The sequence below is a fragment of the Citrobacter sp. wls826 genome, assembly GCF_005281245.1.
Taxonomy (GTDB): Bacteria; Pseudomonadota; Gammaproteobacteria; order Enterobacterales; family Enterobacteriaceae; genus Citrobacter; species Citrobacter braakii.
Map to the genome: position 1 here is coordinate 1 of NZ_SZWS01000051.1, position 16,288 is coordinate 16,288.

Below are 16,288 nucleotides of genomic sequence, written 5' to 3' on the forward strand. Positions count from 1 at the left end.
AGGACACGGGGATTTTCAATCCCCTGCTCTACCGACTGAGCTATCCGGGCAACGAGGCGCATTAAACCCGATTCGCTTCGCTTCGTCAACGAAATTTCTTCAAATCAATGCAGACTGCACAATCTATCACCACATTGCTGCTAATGCACGCATTCTCAGCCAAAAAATGCCGTCCAGGCGGCGGAAAGCGGCATTGCCAGCAGCAGGGCAGGAAGCATATTCACAACCGCAAACATCTTGATGCCGCAAATACGCAAACCGGTTGCCAGCAGCAATAGACCGCCTACGGCGCTGAAATCGGCCATCATAGCTGGCGTCGTCAGGGGTAAAATCAGTGCTGCACAGGTGGCAAGCGTTAACTGGATTGCCAGCATCGGCATGCAAATGGCGGATACCGCGATTCCTAATGAGCAGGCAAAAATGATGGCCGTGAAGAAATCCAAAAATGACTTGGCGATTAAAATATTCGGGTCGCCGGTCATCCCTTCATGTATCGCACCGAAGATCCCGGTACCGCTGGCGCAAAACAGCACAATGATAGCCACATAGCTTTGAATAAAGGATTCGTGCGTTACGTTGGCGTCCGAGCGGGTGAAAAGCTGCTGCGCTTTGGCTACCGCAGCATTGATCCCTTTTTCCAGATGACAAAACTCGCCAATTAACGCGCCGACGAGCGTTGCCAGAACCATCACCGGTAGATTGGCGCATTTGATAACCAGCAAGATACCAATCCCTAACGAGGCCAGCCCGAAAATAGAGGTCATGGAGACCCGAATGCGTTCTGGTATATGCTGGCTGAGCAGCGCGCCGAGAATGCCACCAAATAAAATAGCGCTGGCATTAATAAAGGGTCCGATTACCACATTTGCTCCTGCTTACCCATCATCGTCTTGATACTAAAGGCAATTAGCTGGGTGAAATTATGTTTCAGATTGCATTATTATGCCGCAACTTTCAGACGAAATACTGGCTTATCTGTAAGGTTTTCGCACAGGATTTTATCTTGCGCCTGTAAGTGAAAGGTGCCATGATTGCGCGAATTTTCTTCTGTCTGAATGGGGCTGCCTGGGATGATATTACTCCCCCTACATCGCCTTCAACATCGCCTTTTTGCGCGACGTTTGCCCCTTCCCGCGACTTATCTTTACGCTCCCACCATGCGGTGAGGGCAGCGCACGCTCACTGCAGGATAACAGTAAAATCAGAGGCTATCTGCTTTTACTGATGTCTGGCGGGCGGGGCTGGTAACCAGTTTGACCTGTCATTTCGTGGGCAAAGCCATGCGGCGTTGTCCGGGACTTTTGATTTTCCCGAAACGGGTTATTGCGCTTATGAAATCAATGAAAATTGCCGCCAGTAGTGAACTGGTTTCTCGTCTGTCCAGCCATCGTCAGGTGGTGTCGCTGGACAGTACTGATTTTACTGACGTTGCGGCAGTCGTCATTACCGTTGCGGACAGCCGCAGTGGGATCCTGGCTTTGCTGAAACGCACCGGTTTTCATCTACCTGTGTTTCTGTTCGCAGAGTCTGATGTTGATATGCCTGCGGGCGTTAATGCGGTAATTCGCGGTCAGGCTCAGGACTGGCTGGAGCTGGAATCTGCTGCCTGTCAGTATGAGGAAGAGCTGCTGCCGCCGTTCTATGACACGCTTACCCAGTATGTCGAAATGGGGAACAGCACGTTTGCCTGCCCGGGACACCAACACGGTGAGTTTTTTAAGAAGCATCCTGCGGGCCGACATTTCTATGAGTTCTTTGGTGAGAATCTGTTTCGCGCGGATATGTGCAACGCTGACGTTAAGCTTGGCGATCTGTTGATTCATGAAGGATCAGCGAAACATGCGCAGAAATTTGCCGCGAAAGTTTTCCACGCGGATAAAACCTACTTTGTGCTGAATGGGACCTCTGCGGCCAATAAAGTGGTCACCAATGCGCTGCTGACGCGCGGCGATCTGGTGCTGTTTGACCGCAATAATCATAAATCGAACCACCACGGGGCGCTGATCCAGGCGGGTGCTACGCCGGTTTATCTGGAAGCGGCGCGTAATCCGTTTGGCTTTATTGGCGGCATTGATGAGCACTGCTTTGATGAGGAGTATCTGCGCCAGCAACTTCGAGAAGTTGCGCCGCAAAAGGCTGATCAACCGCGCCCGTTCCGTCTGGCGATCATTCAGTTGGGTACCTATGACGGTACGATCTACAACGCCCGGCAGGTGATCGACAAGATCGGTCACCTGTGCGATTACATCCTGTTTGATTCCGCATGGGTCGGTTACGAGCAATTTATTCCGATGATGGCCGATGGTTCACCGCTGCTGCTGGAGCTCAATGCTAACGATCCGGGGATTTTTGTCACTCAGTCGGTACACAAACAGCAGGCCGGATTCTCGCAAACCTCGCAGATCCATAAAAAGGATAACCATATTCGCGGCCAGGCGCGCTTCTGCCCGCATAAGCGTCTGAACAATGCGTTTATGCTGCATGCTTCCACCAGCCCGTTTTACCCGCTGTTTGCGGCGCTGGACGTTAACGCCAAAATCCATGAAGGCGAGAGCGGCCGTCGGCTATGGGCGGAATGTGTGACGCTGGGGATCGAGGCCCGCAAAGCGATTATTACCCGCTGTAAGCTGCTTCAACCGTTTATTCCTCCGGTAGTAGATGGCAAACCGTGGGAAAGCTATCCGACACAGGTGATTGCCAGCGAGCGTCGCTTCTTTAGCTTTGAACCTGGTGCTAAATGGCATGGTTTTTCTGGATATGCACGCGACCAGTATTTTGTCGATCCCTGCAAACTGCTGTTAACCACTCCGGGCATTGATGCGCAAACTGGGCAATATACTGAGTTTGGTATTCCGGCGACGATTTTGGCGCATTATCTGCGTGAAAACGGTATCGTGCCGGAGAAATGCGACCTTAACTCGATTCTGTTCCTGCTGACCCCGGCAGAAAGCGCTGAGAAACTGGCGCAACTGGTCGCGATGCTGGCGCAGTTTGAACAGCATATTGAAGACGATACGCCGCTGGCAAACGTACTGCCCACCATCTTCAACAAGTATCCGGTACGTTACCGGGATTACACGCTGCGTGAACTGTGTCAGGAGATGCACTCACTGTACGTCAGCTTTGATGTGAAAGATCTGCAAAAAGCGATGTTCCGTCAGGAGAGTTTGCCTGCCGTGGCGATGAACCCGCAGGATGCTAACAGTGCCTTTATCCGCGGTGATGTTGAACTGGTGCGTATTTGTGATGCCGCTGGTCGCATTGCGGCAGAAGGCGCACTGCCTTATCCTCCGGGCGTACTGTGCGTGGTACCGGGCGAAGTATGGGGCGGGGCGGTGCAACGTTACTTCCTGGCATTGGAAGAGGGCATAAACCTGCTGCCGGGCTTCTCGCCGGAGCTGCAAGGGGTTTACAGTGAAACGGATGCAGACGGTATTAAACGTCTGTATGGATATGTTCTGAAGTAAGCGTCATCTGACCAAATAGGGCCACCATCAGGTGACCCTATTTAATCAATAAAGATTAGTGCGCGATAGTCTGGGCGCCTGCCGGAACGCGTACGTGTTTGTATTTAAACAGCGCAACGAAGGCAAAAGCCAGAACCAGCGAGTAACCTGCGAAGATCAGCCACACGGTCTGCCAATCGGTAATACCGTTCAGCGTATAGTGTTCAACTACTTTACCGCTCACCAGACCGCCCAGAATACAACCGAAGCCGTTGGTCATCATCAGGAACATGCCTTGTGCGCTGGCGCGGATTTCAGGGCGAACTTCTTTCTCTACAAACACGGAGCCAGAGATGTTGAAGAAGTCGAAGGCGCAGCCGTAAACAATCATCGACAGAACCAGCAGCACGGTACCAAACGGTGTTGGATCGCCGTAGGCAAACAGGCCAAAGCGCAGCATCCACGCCACGATACTGATAAGCATCACGTTCTTAATACCGTAACGGCTTAAGAAGAACGGGATGGTCAGGATAAACAGCGTCTCGGAGATCTGCGAAATCGACATCATCACCGACGCGTGTTCAACGATGAAGCTGCCGGAGAACAGCGGATTGTTATCGAAGCTGTGCAGGAAGGTATTACCGAACATATTGGTAATTTGCAGCTCTGCGCCCAGCATCATAGAGAAGATGAAGAAAATCGCCATACGCTTGTTTTTAAACAACGCGAAGGCATCCAGGCCCAACATGGAAGACCAGCTCTGGTTTTTCTGCTGATTGGCGACTGGGATATGCGGCAGCGTCAGGGTGAACAGCGCCAATACGACGGACAGCGTCGCGCCGATATACAGCTGCATATGGCTCAGTTCAAAGCCGGAGAAGCTTACCGCCCACATCGCCAGAATAAAGCCGATGGTGCCCCAGATACGGATTGGCGGGAAGTCTGTAACAATATCCATCCCGGCTGATTGCAGGCGATAGTAAGAGATGGTGTTGATTAACCCCAACGTTGGCATATAGGCCAGGGAGTTAAGCAAGATCACAAAGAACATGGCGCCTGGCGTGGTGACTTCGGCTGCGGCGAACAGCGTTGCTGCGCCGACCAGGTGACAAATGGTGTACACCCATTTCGCACTGATCCATTTGTCAGCCACGATCCCTAACAGCGTAGGCATAAACACGGCGGCGATCCCCAGCGAGCTGTACACCGCGCCAATGGATGCACCATCAAATTTAAGGGTGACAAACATATAGGAGCCGAGGGTAGTGAGCCAACTACCCCATAAGCAGAACTGCAGAAACGAGAGAACTTTCAGCTGCAGCTTAAGATTCATGTTAATTTCCTCACACCGTAATGCGGATGAATGTTTTAAAAGGCACATTTGCCGTGGCTATATGATGTGATTCTATCAACGAGAGGCACTCTTTTTTTGTTACCTGTGACAAATATTTGCAAACAATTTCGGATTGCAAAGCAAAACAGTGATGGAGTTAACGTTTTTCCCTCTTCAGGCCCCCGTTTTAGGGGGCAAGAGAGGGATACATTAGCGGCGACGATATGATTTTTGTGCGGAATTGACCTTGTAAAGATATCGGCGTGATTCAGCAGATGGGTGTCGGGTGGTCAGCGTTTGATAAACGTCCCCAGGGGACATGCTGTTAATGATGTTTGCGGCCTGAATTTTATCGTTCGAGAACACGCGCAGCACGCTGCCCGCACCGCCGTTATACGCGGTGATCACCGCATAGCGACGCGAGGTCGGATTATCAATGCCGCCCAAATAGACATTATTCAGCATTGCCAGATAGGCAGTACCGGTATCAATGTTGCTGGCCGGGTCAAACAAGAAGCTACGGCTTGGCGTGCCTGAGCGCCCCTGCGAACGGAACACATCTTTTCCGGCGCTGTGTTGTACCACCTGCATGAGTCCCAGCGCATCGGCATGGCTGACCGCATACGGGTTAAACGAGGATTCGGTTTGCATGATGGCCAGAATCAGTGACTCGTCGACGCCATACTTACGTGAAGCCTGACGTACCATGCCGACGTATTTATGCGCGCGCTTATCAAGGTGGTTCGGGACCAGATTGATCGTCACGCTATAGATGATACGCAAGCCATTGCTGCGCTTTTTCAGTCGCGTTTGTAGCAGGTAGTTGGCAAAGTTGGTTGCACGTCCCTCCCAACGAATAGGCTGGCCGGTATTATCGACTACCTGCCCGTACAGGAACGGCTCTTTGGAAATCTTAATGTCGTCGACATCGGAATAGAGGTCGATAGAACCCGGATCATCGCCCATCAGCAACGTCTTGATAATCGCTAGACGCAGATGTCCGGCGGGATCTGTCCCGGCAATGGTCTCGACGGTTATCGTACCGTCATCAAAATTGATATGGCTGCGGGTTTGATACTGATCGGTATACTTTACGTAGTCCTTCGGACCCGCAATCAGCACTTCCTTAAATCCCCACAGATTCTCAATGTTATGGGCAAATTGCCCCATCAGAATATCAAAACCGTTGGTATCCTTGACCCAGGCTTCGTTATAGGAGTCGCCTTTTTTGGTCGAACTGGAACAGGAGATGAGCAACGGCGCGATAACGGCAAGCGCGAGAAATTTTTTCATCATTCCGGGAGTGCGTGTTGTGTTTGTTGTTGTATCGTTTTGCCGGATGGCGGTGCAAGCACCCTATCCGGCCTACGAGATTGCCAGCAAGCGATGCTTATTTTTTTTCTTCAGGCGTATAGCCTTCAATATGCACATCCTTACCTTCAAACAGGAAGTTAATCATCTCCTGTTCCAGTAACTTACGGTGTTCAACGTTCATCATATTGAGTTTCTTCTCGTTAATCAGCATGGTTTGTTTTTGTTGCCATTGCGCCCATGCTTCTTTAGAAATCTCGTTATATATGCGTTTTCCCAGATCGCCCGGGTACAGCTGAAAATCCTGTCCTTCTGCTTCGCGTTGCAGGAAAGTGCAAAAAATTGTTCTGCTCATAAAAAATCCTCTTTATCGACCGGTACGTTAAACCTGTGTGCCGGCACGTAATTGCTGTAACAAACGCTCCACGGGGGCCGCCAGTCCGACCGACGGCGGTTGCCCTAAGTTATACCAGAGCGCGTTGCCTTCATCCATGCATGAGGTGAATGAGGACACGGGAAGCCACATAGGCACAATATCTAAGTGGAAATGGCTAAAGGTATGGCGAAACGCATTAAGTTGGGTCAGATTATCTGCGTTAATTTGCCGTTGCGCCAGCCAGTCGCGTAGCCCATCCTCATCATCAAACTGCGGAAAACAGTATAAGCCACCCCATAAGCCGCTGGGTGGTCGCTGCGCGAGCAACACCTCGTTTTCATGCTGCATCAGTAAAAAATAGCCCGTCCGTTCTGGTAATGTCTGTTTGGGTTTTTTACCTGGGTACAGCGCCCAGCTTGCATTGGCGCTCGCCACACAGCCATTTTCCAACGGACACAGGGAACATTTGGGTTTTGAGCGCGTACAGACCATGGCGCCTAAATCCATCATCGCCTGATTAAACCGCTCAACCCCATGGGCTGGCGTAACCTGCTCACTCAACTCCCACAGTTTCTTTTCGACCTCTTTTTTACCCGGCCAGCCGCTTACAGCATAACAGCGAGCCAGCACTCGTTTGACGTTACCGTCAAGAATCGGAAAATGCTGACCCAGGGAGAGAGAAAGGATCGCGCCTGCAGTTGAACGTCCGACGCCTGGCAGGGCGGCCACTTCATCAAAGGTTTGCGGGAATGAGCCGCCGTGCAGCGTCACAACCTGTTGCGCGGCTTTATGCAGATTACGCGCTCGGGCGTAATAGCCCAGCCCGGTCCATAAATGCAGGACTTCATCCAGCGGCGCATGGGCTAAATCCGTTACCGTTGGGAAGCGCGCCATAAAGCGCTCAAAGTAGGGGATAACGGTCGCAACCTGAGTTTGTTGCAGCATCACCTCAGAGAGCCATACTTTGTAAGGCGTCTTATCAATTTGCCAGGGCAGCGTTTTCCGCCCGTATTTGTCGTACCAGCTCAAAACCTGAGCCGAGAATTGAGACGCTTGCATGATTACCGTTTCATTATTGCCGGGGGCAAGATTGCAGCACAGCGGCAACGGGGTGTAAACCGGAACTTTCCGCTGCTCACTTTCTTCCTTTACTTGCATCCGGCAACTAACTTTGGATAATGCCCGTTTTCAGAACTCAAACACAGCAGACTAAACTTTTATGAAGAACGACGTCATTTCACCGGAATTTGATGAAAACGGCCGCCCTCTGCGCCGGATTCGTAGTTTTGTTCGTCGCCAGGGGCGACTGACGAAAGGGCAGGAACACGCGCTGGAAAACTACTGGCCGGTGATGGGCGTTGAGTTCAGCGAAGAACCTGTGGATTTCGCTGCGCTGTTTGGTCGCGATGCGCCAGTCACGCTTGAAATTGGTTTTGGTATGGGGGCTTCGCTGGTGGCGATGGCGAAAGCGCGTCCGGAGCAAAATTTCCTCGGCATTGAGGTTCACTCACCGGGCGTTGGCGCGTGTCTGGCTTCAGCTCATGAAGAGGGCGTCGAGAACCTGCGTGTCATGTGCCATGATGCCGTCGAAGTCCTGCATAAAATGATTCCTGACAATTCTTTATCTATGGTTCAGCTGTTTTTCCCTGACCCGTGGCATAAAGCACGTCATAATAAACGCCGTATCGTTCAGGTACCGTTTGCTGAGCATATCTTAAGCAAGCTGAAGCTGGGCGGCGTGTTCCACATGGCAACCGACTGGGAAGCCTATGCGGAGCACATGCTTGAAGTGATGTCATCGATTGACGGGTATAAAAACCAGTCAGAGAGTAACGATTACGTACCGCGCCCGGAATCGCGCCCGGTAACCAAATTTGAACAACGTGGTCATCGTCTTGGCCACGGCGTATGGGACTTAATGTTCGAGAGGGTGAAATAATGGCAAAGAACCGTAGCCGTCGTCTGCGTAAAAAAATGCACATCGACGAATTCCAGGAAGTAGGATTTTCGGTTGCATGGCGTTTCCCGGAAGGTACATCTGGAGAGCAGGTCGATCAAATCGTTGATGATTTTATCAATGAAGTTATCGAACCGAACAAGCTGGCCTTTGACGGCAGCGGCTATCTGGCCTGGGAAGGTCTGATCTGTCTGCAGGAAATCGGCAAATGCACCGAAGAACATCAGGCTATCGTGCGTAAGTGGCTGGAAGAGCGCAAACTCGAAGAAGTGCGCACCAGCGAACTTTTCGATATTTGGTGGGACTAAGTAGCAAAGGGTCGGCAAATGCCGGCCCAATTTGTATTGAGGGAAAGATATGATGCGCAAAACGCTGCTGGCGGCAGTCCTAACGTTCACGGCGATGGCCGCACATGCTGATTATCAGTGCAGCGTCACCCCGCGTGACGATGTGATTTTGAGTCCACAAACGGTACAGGTGAAGGGTGAGAACGGCAACCTGGTCATTACCCAGGCCGGTGATGTCACCTTTAACGGTAAACAGTACAACCTGAACGCCGCGCAGCGTGAGCAGGCTAAAGATTATCAGGCGGCGTTGCGTAGCAGCCTGCCGTGGATTGACGAAGGTGCCAGAGCGCGCGTGGAGAAAGGTCGCGTAGCGCTGGATAAAATCATCGCCAAAGAGGTCGGCGAAAGCAGCAACATGCGTGGCCGCTTAACTAAGCTGGATGCGCAATTGAAAGAGCAGATGAACCGCATTATTGAGCATCGCACTGACGGCCTGACCTTCCATTATAAGGCGATTGATCAGGTTCGCGCGGATGGACAACAGCTGGTCAATCAGGCGATGGGCGGTATTTTGCAGGACAGCATCAACGAGATGGGGGCGAAAGCCGTGCTCAAAGGCGGTGGTAATCCGCTGCAGGGCGTGCTCGGAAGCCTCGGAGGTTTGCAAACCTCAATTCAGAACGAATGGAAGAATCAGGAACAAGACTTCCAGCAGTTTGGCAAAGATGTTTGTGCCCGCGTCGTGACGCTGGAAAACGATCGTAAAACGCTGGTTAGCACTCTGAAATAATCTTCACCTCTTTTTAACGGCACAGAAACATTCTGTGCCGTTTTATTTTGTACTTTTCTGTTTTTTTGATATCCATCTCTAAGAATAACAATTTGATGGAGATATAAATCTGGTTAATTGGATGGCGTCACATTATTCATCTGTAAGATAGACATAATGCTGCAAATTCAAGTAACTGGAGAAATAACATGGAGTTTTTCAAGAGAACGGCACTTGCCGCACTAGTTATGGGTTTCAGCGGCGCGGCGCTTGCACTGCCAAACATCACTATTTTAGCTACCGGCGGGACGATTGCCGGCGGCGGTGACTCCGCAACAAAATCTAACTACACGGCAGGCAAAGTCGGCGTAGAAAATTTGGTTGATGCCGTACCTCAGTTGAAAGATATCGCCGTTGTGAAAGGCGAGCAGGTGGTGAACATCGGCTCCCAGGATATGAATGACGAAGTCTGGCTAACGCTGGCGAAAAAGATTAATACCGAGTGTGATAAAACTGACGGCTTCGTGGTAACACATGGTACGGATACCATGGAAGAAACCGCCTATTTCCTCGATCTCACCGTCAAATGCAACAAGCCGGTGGTGCTGGTCGGCGCAATGCGTCCGTCTACAGGTATGAGCGCTGATGGCCCTTTCAACCTGTATAACGCCGTGGTAACCGCCGCAGACAAAGCCTCTGCCAACCGTGGTGTGCTGGTGGTGATGAACGACACCGTTATGGATGGTCGCGACGTGACCAAAACTAACACTACGGATGTCGCTACTTTCAAATCCGTTAACTATGGTCCGCTGGGGTATATCCATAACGGTAAAATCGACTACCAGCGTACGCCTGCGCGTAAGCACACCACATCCACGCCGTTCGATGTATCTAAGCTGACCGAGCTGCCGAAAGTTGGGATTGTTTACAACTACGCTAACGCCTCCGATCTGCCAGCCAAAGCATTGGTAGACGCGGGTTACGCCGGGATCGTCAGTGCGGGTGTAGGTAACGGTAACCTGTATAAAACTATTTTCGATACGCTGGCAACTGCCGCGCATAAAGGTACTGTTGTGGTGCGCTCATCCCGTGTACCAACGGGCGCCACCACCCAGGATGCTGAAGTTGATGATGCGAAATACGGATTTGTGGCTTCAGGCTCTCTGAACCCGCAAAAAGCGCGTGTTCTGCTGCAACTGGCTCTGACCCAAACCAAGGATCCTAAGCAGATCCAGGAAATGTTTAATCAGTATTAATCACTCCGGCCCCGGTCATTCGACTGGGGCGTTTTCTCAAAATCTTCTGAATATGCGTAACGATTAATTCACTCATCATTTTTGTGGTTATGATGATTGCCGATCGTTATTTTGCATATTTATACACCTTAGTGGGAATGGTCGGGGATTATAAAAGTTTTGAAAGACCTGGACGAAAGGCCATCCTGTAAAGTTTTCCGCCATGCTGGCCACTAAAGACACACCTGTCAATAATGCGCCCGTGGGCGCATCGAGCATCACTCAGCCAGAAACAGCTCCAGCAGCGAATTCAAAAATAGCTTACCGTGTTGGGTAATCTGCCAGTATTCATCGCATTCACTCAGGTAGCCCTGGGCAATGGCCTCATCGATCTGTCGACGAATAACGTCTTCGATAAGCCCGGTATATTGCGTGAACTCCGCGCGAGGCGCGGCTTCCAGCAGCCGGAAACGGTTCATAAAGAACTCAAACGGCTTATCGGCCTCGGCGACATCTCGCTGGCTTTCCAGATAACGTCCTTGCATGTATCCGCGCGGATGTCGCGTTTTGGTAGTGCGCAGGATGCGACCGTCAGGGAAAGTGACTTTGCCGTGCGCGCCGCAACCAATGCCTAAGTAGTCGCCAAAACGCCAGTAATTTAGGTTGTGCTGACACTGATAACCCGGTCTGGCGTAGGCTGAGGTTTCGTACTGCTGATACCCCGCGGCGGTCAGCAACTGGTGGCCTTGCTCAAAAATATCCCACAGCGCGTCGTCGTCCGGTAATACCGGTGGTCGGGACCCGAACAGCGTATTCGGCTCGATGGTCAACTGATACCAGGAAAGATGCGGCGGGTTGAGCGCGATGGCCTGCTGTAAATCGCCCAGCGCCTCTTCCAGCGTCTGATCCGGTAAACCGTGCATCAGGTCGAGGTTAAAGCTGCGTAGTCCCAGACCGCTCGCCAGGTGCGCTGCACGTTTGGCTTCTTCCGGCCCGTGAATACGTCCCAGACGTTCGAGTTTGGTGGAGCTAAAGCTCTGTACACCAATGGAGATACGGTTTACGCCAGCACGTTGATAATCCACAAAGCGATCGGCTTCCACCGTACCGGGATTCGCCTCCATCGTGACTTCTGCATCTGCGGCGAGATTCAGCCGTGCGCGCACGCCGTCGAGCAGCGTTTGCATTGCCGGGCCAGAAAGCAGGCTCGGCGTACCACCACCGATAAAAATCGTCTTTACCTCACGGCCCTGGGCGTGGGCCACCTCAGAATCCAGATCGCTCAGCAGATGCTGCACATAGTCGTCATGAGGGACTTCGCCTTTTAGCGCATGCGAGTTGAAGTCGCAGTACGGGCATTTCTGCACGCACCACGGGATGTGAATGTAAAGACTTAACGGCGGAAGCTTAACCATTACGCAGGGCATCCAGCAGCAGCTTCAGCGCTTGTCCGCGGTGAGAAATCGCGCTCTTTTCTTCGCGGGTCAGTTCGGCGGCGGTTTTCCCTTCAGAGGGCACAAAGAAGATTGGGTCGTAGCCAAAACCACCGTTTCCGGCAGGTTCACGGGCAATAACGCCCGGCCAGCGTCCGTGGCAAACCACAGGTGTTGGATCGTCTGCATGGCGCATATACACCAGCACGCAGTGGAATTGTGCCTGGCGCTTGTCATCAGGAACATCCTGCAGGGTGTGGAGCAGTTTTTCCAGGTTCTGCTGATCGGTTGCATCTTCGCCGGAATAGCGGGCTGAATAGATGCCCGGCGCGCCGCCAAGGGCATTTACCGCCAGACCAGAGTCATCAGCAATGGCGGGTAAACCGGTAATTTGCGCGGCATGACGTGCCTTCAGAATGGCGTTCTCAATAAACGTCAGCCCGGTCTCTTCTGCAGAATCAACACCCAGATCCGTTTGAGCGACAACATCAAGACCGAAATCACTCAGAAGAGAGGCGAGTTCACGCACTTTACCGGCGTTGCCGGTCGCGAGGACAACTTTTTGCATGGGATACCTAATCAGTTAGCGCCGCAATTTCGGGCGGGATCTGTTGCGGATGAATGATTTTAACCTGTTTGTGACGACCAAGCTCGCCCTTCTCAATGACGACCTGGCTTTTTGCCACGCGGAACTGTTTGCCGAGAAACTTCACCAGATGGCTATTGGCTTGCCCATCAACCGGTGGGGCGGTAATGGCGACTTTTAGTTCGTCGCCATGTAAACCTACAATACTGTCACGGCTGGCTTTAGGCTGAATGTAGAGCCGTAAAACCAGACCGTCATCGCAGGGGGTAACGGCACTCATAGCGCCATCCACAGCCCCGGCAGCAGCATGTTACCTGTCGCCTGTAACACTTCTGCGATGCCCATGTTAATGACATACAGCAGCAGAACCAGGATCATTGGCGAGAAATCGATCCCGCCCATGCCTGGAAGTAAGCGACGAATAGGACGCAGCAGCGGATCCGCCAGTTGAATTAGCACGTACTCCACAGGGCTGCGGCCCTGGCTGACCCAGCTCATAATCGCCATCACCAGCAGAACCCAGAAAATCAGCAGTCCGATAGTCTTCAGGACAATCAGCACGGCGGCGATCCAGATGATCGGCTGGAACGTAACCACCTTAAACAGCACGATGGCCTTGATAAAGCTCAGAACGAGCGCAACTAATGCCGATGCGCTGTCAATTGGCCCCATCGGGGGAATGATACGGCGTAACGGCCCAATAATGGGCTGAGTGATTTTCACAATAAACTGCGAGAACGGGTTGTAGAAATCGCAGCGAGACCATTGCATCCACACGCGCAGCAGCAGCGCCATGGTATACAGCTCAATTACCGTTGAGAGCAGGAAGGTCAACGTATTCATGGTGTTCCTTAGTTTTCCTTATTTTTTAGTGTAATCACGAGCACCAAAAATGGCAGTGCCGATGCGCACCATCGTGCTACCCGCCACAATGGCGGCATCCATATCATCAGACATCCCCAGTGAGAGCGTGTCGATACTTGGGTAACGTGTTTTCAACCCGGCAAATGCTACCGCCATTTGCTGTGCAACTTCAAACTGCCTTACATAATCTGACTCTGGCGCCGGAATCGCCATCAAACCACGCAGGGTAATGCGTGGCAGCGCGGCGACTTCAGCGGCCAGTGCATCAAGCTCTGCAAGCGGAATACCTGACTTACTGTTCTCATCGCTGATATTAATCTGAATCAACACGTTGAGCGGCGGCAGTTCCGCCGGGCGCTGTTCGCTCAGACGGGCAGCGATACGCAGACGATCAATCGTATGGCACCAGTCAAAATGTTCAGCGACCAGACGACTTTTGTTCGACTGCAGCGGGCCGATAAAGTGCCACTGCAGATCGTTAACGCCTTTTTCCTGAAAGTAGCGGATCTTATCCACCCCTTCCTGGACATAGTTTTCACCGAAGGCACGCTGCCCTGCGGTCATGGCTTCTTCGATGGCGCTCGCAGGTTTGGTTTTGCTGACTGCAAGCAACATAACTTCTTCTGAAGACCGCCCGCAACGCGTCGCGGCGGCTGAGATTTTGTCCCGGACATGTGCCAGGTTATGCGCGATATCGTTCATTTTCCGAGGATGTTCATATGAATATGGAAGAAATAGTGGCCCTTAGTGTAAAGCATAACGTGTCGGATCTACACCTGTGCAATGCATGGCCTGCGCGCTGGCGCATACGTGGAAAAGTCGAAACCGCACCATTTACTACGCCTGGTAAGGCTGCAGATAGGCTGAGTATAAAAATGTGAGTCTGTAGGAGGACGTAAACAGATTTAACTGACAGGATTTTCAATTCGTTTTATTCAGCTCCAGTTTGCCCCAGTGTAAATATTCTACAGTTATAAAATTTGGGGTGATATTTATTTCTAATAAAGCAAAAAATTAGATATTTGGTAAGGTAAATATTATGACTTCATTTATTATTAAGTAGAAATACACATCGAAAATACAGATTGCGGGCATATTTGTGATGTCAATAAATAGAGTTGGAAGCATTTAATGTTCAAGGTGATGGTTCGCTTTGTGATATTTCATACTCTTCGTTTATAAATGAGATTTTGCAAATGTGGAATAAAGAAGCCGCTATAAATTTTGTTAAGAATAATGCTCATGCGCACGCTGCAGGTTATTGTGCCAGGGCAGTAACAGCAGCAATCGAACATGGTGTGTATCCCGGACCTGGTTATCGTAAAAATCAGCCCTCGTATAAACTCTATAGGCATAACTGATGAAACGATTGATATTATTTACTTTTCTATTCTCATCGTTTGCTATGGCAGGAATAATACCTGCTGATACTCAGGCATTAAAATTCAATGCCTGGTATATCAAGCAGATTGCTCATAATATCATCCCAGTTGCAGATGATCCGACGGCATTAGAGCCTTATGTTATTATTGATACATTGAATAAATTAAAGCAAGCTTATAAAAGCAATGAGCTTGAAGAGGATTATTTTCTAAAAGTTCAGGATTTTGCCGATGAAGACTGGAGTAAGCATATTAGTATTGATCTAATTATAGCTGATCCTATTTGTACCAATGTCTATTTGACATTTGGAACAGGTGAGTCATCTCAAAAAGTTATTGACTGCATGGTAGAAGAAAAAGGTGTATGGAAAATCAAGAGCGTGACTACTCGCTATTAGTCGTTGTTTTCACCAATTGAAAATAATCCTGCGACGATGGCTTCTTCGATGGCGCTCGCAGGTTTGGTTTTGCTAACTGCAAGCAACATAACTTCTTCTGAAGACCGCCCGCAACGCGTCGCGGCGGCTGAGATTTTGTCCCGGACATGTGCCAGGTTATGCGCGATATCGTTCATTTTCCGAGGATGTTCATATGAATATGGAAGAAATAGTGGCCCTTAGTGTAAAGCATAACGTGTCGGATCTACACCTGTGCAATGCATGGCCTGCGCGCTGGCGCATAGGTGGAAAAGTCGAAATAGCACCATTTACTCCCCCTGACGTGGAGAATCTGCTGACGTGCTGGCTCAGTGAGCAACAACAGGTACAGTGGCGGGAACAGGGGCAGATTGATTTTGCCCTTACGCTGGCGGACTCCCGGCGTCTACGCGCCAGCGCATTTGCTCATCAGCAGGGAACCTCGCTGGCGCTAAGATTGCTACCGCTTGAATGTCCTCGTTTAGACGATCTTCAGACCCCGGAGGCCATACCTGAACTGCTGCACGGTGAAAATGGATTAGTTCTGGTCACTGGAGCCACCGGCAGCGGTAAATCAACCACCCTGGCGGCGATGGTGGAGTACCTTAATCAACATATTGCGGGGCATATTCTGACGCTGGAAGATCCGATTGAATATCGCTACACCAGCCAGCGTTGTCTTATTCAACAGCGGGAGGTGGGCGTACACTGCGCTTCTTTTGCTGCCGGTTTGCGCGGCGCGTTACGCGAAGATCCCGACGTCATTTTGCTGGGCGAGCTGCGCGACGTGGAAACTATTCGTTTGGCCTTAACGGCAGCGGAGACCGGGCATCTGGTGTTGGCAACCTTACATACGCGAGGGGCGGCGCAGGCCATCGCGCGGCTGGTGGACA

The 16,288-nt window shown here is 51.1% G+C and carries 17 protein-coding genes and 3 pseudogenes; 9 read left to right on the forward strand and 11 right to left on the reverse strand.

Annotated features, from left to right (window positions below):
* Positions 1-155: 155 nt before the first annotated feature.
* Positions 156-863, reverse strand: coding sequence for a DUF554 domain-containing protein (locus FDW87_RS11575; RefSeq protein WP_016157451.1), 708 nt, complete (start codon positions 861-863; stop codon positions 156-158).
* Positions 864-1,331: 468 nt separating this feature from the next.
* Between FDW87_RS11575 and FDW87_RS11585 the strand changes: the two genes are divergently transcribed.
* Entirely contained in the window at positions 1,332-3,467 is a 2,136-nt protein-coding gene (locus FDW87_RS11585; protein WP_137379776.1) for an ornithine decarboxylase, read from the forward strand.
* A gap of 55 nt (positions 3,468-3,522) precedes the next feature.
* On the opposite strand, the gene FDW87_RS11590 is transcribed toward FDW87_RS11585, so the two are convergent.
* From FDW87_RS11590 to mutY, 4 genes are all read right to left on the reverse strand, one after another.
* Positions 3,523-4,779: a nucleoside permease gene (locus FDW87_RS11590; protein WP_016157449.1), complete on the reverse strand. Its 1,257-nt coding sequence runs from the start codon at positions 4,777-4,779 to the stop codon at positions 3,523-3,525.
* A 210-nt stretch (positions 4,780-4,989) separates the two neighbouring features.
* Positions 4,990-6,075, reverse strand: a complete 1,086-nt coding sequence (gene mltC, locus FDW87_RS11595; RefSeq protein WP_016154410.1) for a membrane-bound lytic murein transglycosylase MltC — start codon at positions 6,073-6,075, stop codon at positions 4,990-4,992.
* A 94-nt stretch (positions 6,076-6,169) separates the two neighbouring features.
* Positions 6,170-6,445, reverse strand: a complete 276-nt coding sequence (locus FDW87_RS11600; RefSeq protein ID WP_049268550.1) for an oxidative damage protection protein — start codon at positions 6,443-6,445, stop codon at positions 6,170-6,172.
* 27 nt (positions 6,446-6,472) lie between these two features.
* Positions 6,473-7,525: an A/G-specific adenine glycosylase gene (gene mutY, locus FDW87_RS11605; RefSeq protein WP_137379777.1), complete on the reverse strand. Its 1,053-nt coding sequence runs from the start codon at positions 7,523-7,525 to the stop codon at positions 6,473-6,475.
* 160 nt (positions 7,526-7,685) lie between these two features.
* Here mutY and trmB point away from each other — a divergent pair, with 160 nt between their 5' ends.
* The 5 genes and pseudogenes from trmB to FDW87_RS23300 all read left to right on the forward strand — a co-directional run.
* On the forward strand, positions 7,686-8,405 hold the full coding sequence (trmB, locus tag FDW87_RS11610) for a tRNA (guanosine(46)-N7)-methyltransferase TrmB (protein WP_016154407.1): 720 nt from the start codon (positions 7,686-7,688) through the stop codon (positions 8,403-8,405).
* Complete coding sequence (locus FDW87_RS11615; protein ID WP_019077661.1) at positions 8,405-8,731, forward strand: YggL family protein; 327 nt, start codon at positions 8,405-8,407, stop codon at positions 8,729-8,731. The genes trmB and FDW87_RS11615 overlap by 1 nt, the downstream gene beginning before the upstream one ends.
* A gap of 49 nt (positions 8,732-8,780) precedes the next feature.
* Positions 8,781-9,500, forward strand: coding sequence for a DUF2884 domain-containing protein (locus tag FDW87_RS11620; protein WP_016157447.1), 720 nt, complete (start codon positions 8,781-8,783; stop codon positions 9,498-9,500).
* Between the two features lie 188 nt (positions 9,501-9,688).
* Entirely contained in the window at positions 9,689-10,735 is a 1,047-nt protein-coding gene (ansB, locus tag FDW87_RS11625) for an L-asparaginase 2 (protein ID WP_016154404.1), read from the forward strand.
* Between the two features lie 119 nt (positions 10,736-10,854).
* Positions 10,855-10,967: pseudogene (locus FDW87_RS23300) on the forward strand (DUF1202 family protein); the annotation flags it as partial.
* 25 nt (positions 10,968-10,992) lie between these two features.
* Here the strand turns inward: FDW87_RS23300 and hemW are convergent.
* Genes hemW through FDW87_RS11655 form a run of 5 tightly spaced genes read right to left on the reverse strand, consistent with a single transcriptional unit; the run spans position 10,993 to position 14,299 of the window.
* On the reverse strand, positions 10,993-12,129 hold the full coding sequence (hemW, locus tag FDW87_RS11635) for a radical SAM family heme chaperone HemW (protein WP_049268552.1): 1,137 nt from the start codon (positions 12,127-12,129) through the stop codon (positions 10,993-10,995).
* Positions 12,122-12,715, reverse strand: coding sequence for an XTP/dITP diphosphatase (locus tag FDW87_RS11640; RefSeq protein WP_016154402.1), 594 nt, complete (start codon positions 12,713-12,715; stop codon positions 12,122-12,124). The genes hemW and FDW87_RS11640 overlap by 8 nt, the downstream gene beginning before the upstream one ends.
* 7 nt (positions 12,716-12,722) lie before the next feature.
* Positions 12,723-13,013 (reverse strand): DUF167 family protein YggU, encoded by a 291-nt coding sequence (gene yggU, locus FDW87_RS11645; RefSeq protein ID WP_005123286.1) that lies wholly within the window; start codon positions 13,011-13,013, stop codon positions 12,723-12,725.
* Positions 13,010-13,576, reverse strand: coding sequence for a YggT family protein (locus FDW87_RS11650; protein WP_016154401.1), 567 nt, complete (start codon positions 13,574-13,576; stop codon positions 13,010-13,012). The genes yggU and FDW87_RS11650 overlap by 4 nt, the downstream gene beginning before the upstream one ends.
* A gap of 18 nt (positions 13,577-13,594) precedes the next feature.
* Positions 13,595-14,299 carry a YggS family pyridoxal phosphate-dependent enzyme gene (locus FDW87_RS11655; RefSeq protein WP_137379778.1) on the reverse strand — a complete coding sequence of 235 codons (705 nt, stop codon included), beginning with the start codon at positions 14,297-14,299 and terminating at the stop codon, positions 13,595-13,597.
* A 17-nt stretch (positions 14,300-14,316) separates the two neighbouring features.
* Between FDW87_RS11655 and FDW87_RS21060 the strand changes: the two are divergent.
* Positions 14,317-14,442, forward strand: a pseudogene (locus FDW87_RS21060) (type IV pili twitching motility protein PilT); the annotation flags it as partial.
* Positions 14,443-14,957: 515 nt separating this feature from the next.
* Positions 14,958-15,377 (forward strand): DUF3828 domain-containing protein, encoded by a 420-nt coding sequence (locus FDW87_RS11665; RefSeq protein WP_137379780.1) that lies wholly within the window; start codon positions 14,958-14,960, stop codon positions 15,375-15,377.
* A gap of 5 nt (positions 15,378-15,382) precedes the next feature.
* Here the strand turns inward: FDW87_RS11665 and FDW87_RS11670 are convergent.
* Positions 15,383-15,553, reverse strand: a pseudogene (locus FDW87_RS11670) (YggS family pyridoxal phosphate enzyme); the annotation flags it as partial.
* A 17-nt stretch (positions 15,554-15,570) separates the two neighbouring features.
* On the opposite strand from FDW87_RS11670, the gene FDW87_RS11675 reads away from it, so the two are divergent.
* The coding region (locus tag FDW87_RS11675) for a type IV pilus twitching motility protein PilT (protein ID WP_252363129.1) at positions 15,571-16,288 on the forward strand (718 nt) is incomplete at its 3' end.

Coding starts and splice junctions, on each gene's coding strand:
- FDW87_RS11650 (WP_016154401.1), bottom strand. CDS start 13,576: ATGAATACGTTGACCTTCCTGCTCTCAACGGTAATTGAGCTGTATACC.
- mltC (WP_016154410.1), bottom strand. CDS start 6,075: ATGATGAAAAAATTTCTCGCGCTTGCCGTTATCGCGCCGTTGCTCATC.
- FDW87_RS11620 (WP_016157447.1), top strand. CDS start 8,781: ATGATGCGCAAAACGCTGCTGGCGGCAGTCCTAACGTTCACGGCGATG.
- FDW87_RS11640 (WP_016154402.1), bottom strand. CDS start 12,715: ATGCAAAAAGTTGTCCTCGCGACCGGCAACGCCGGTAAAGTGCGTGAA.
- FDW87_RS11600 (WP_049268550.1), bottom strand. CDS start 6,445: ATGAGCAGAACAATTTTTTGCACTTTCCTGCAACGCGAAGCAGAAGGA.
- FDW87_RS11665 (WP_137379780.1), top strand. CDS start 14,958: ATGAAACGATTGATATTATTTACTTTTCTATTCTCATCGTTTGCTATG.
- FDW87_RS11585 (WP_137379776.1), top strand. CDS start 1,332: ATGAAATCAATGAAAATTGCCGCCAGTAGTGAACTGGTTTCTCGTCTG.
- FDW87_RS11590 (WP_016157449.1), bottom strand. CDS start 4,779: ATGAATCTTAAGCTGCAGCTGAAAGTTCTCTCGTTTCTGCAGTTCTGC.
- hemW (WP_049268552.1), bottom strand. CDS start 12,129: ATGGTTAAGCTTCCGCCGTTAAGTCTTTACATTCACATCCCGTGGTGC.
- FDW87_RS11655 (WP_137379778.1), bottom strand. CDS start 14,299: ATGAACGATATCGCGCATAACCTGGCACATGTCCGGGACAAAATCTCA.
- ansB (WP_016154404.1), top strand. CDS start 9,689: ATGGAGTTTTTCAAGAGAACGGCACTTGCCGCACTAGTTATGGGTTTC.
- mutY (WP_137379777.1), bottom strand. CDS start 7,525: ATGCAAGCGTCTCAATTCTCGGCTCAGGTTTTGAGCTGGTACGACAAA.
- FDW87_RS11615 (WP_019077661.1), top strand. CDS start 8,405: ATGGCAAAGAACCGTAGCCGTCGTCTGCGTAAAAAAATGCACATCGAC.
- yggU (WP_005123286.1), bottom strand. CDS start 13,013: ATGAGTGCCGTTACCCCCTGCGATGACGGTCTGGTTTTACGGCTCTAC.
- trmB (WP_016154407.1), top strand. CDS start 7,686: ATGAAGAACGACGTCATTTCACCGGAATTTGATGAAAACGGCCGCCCT.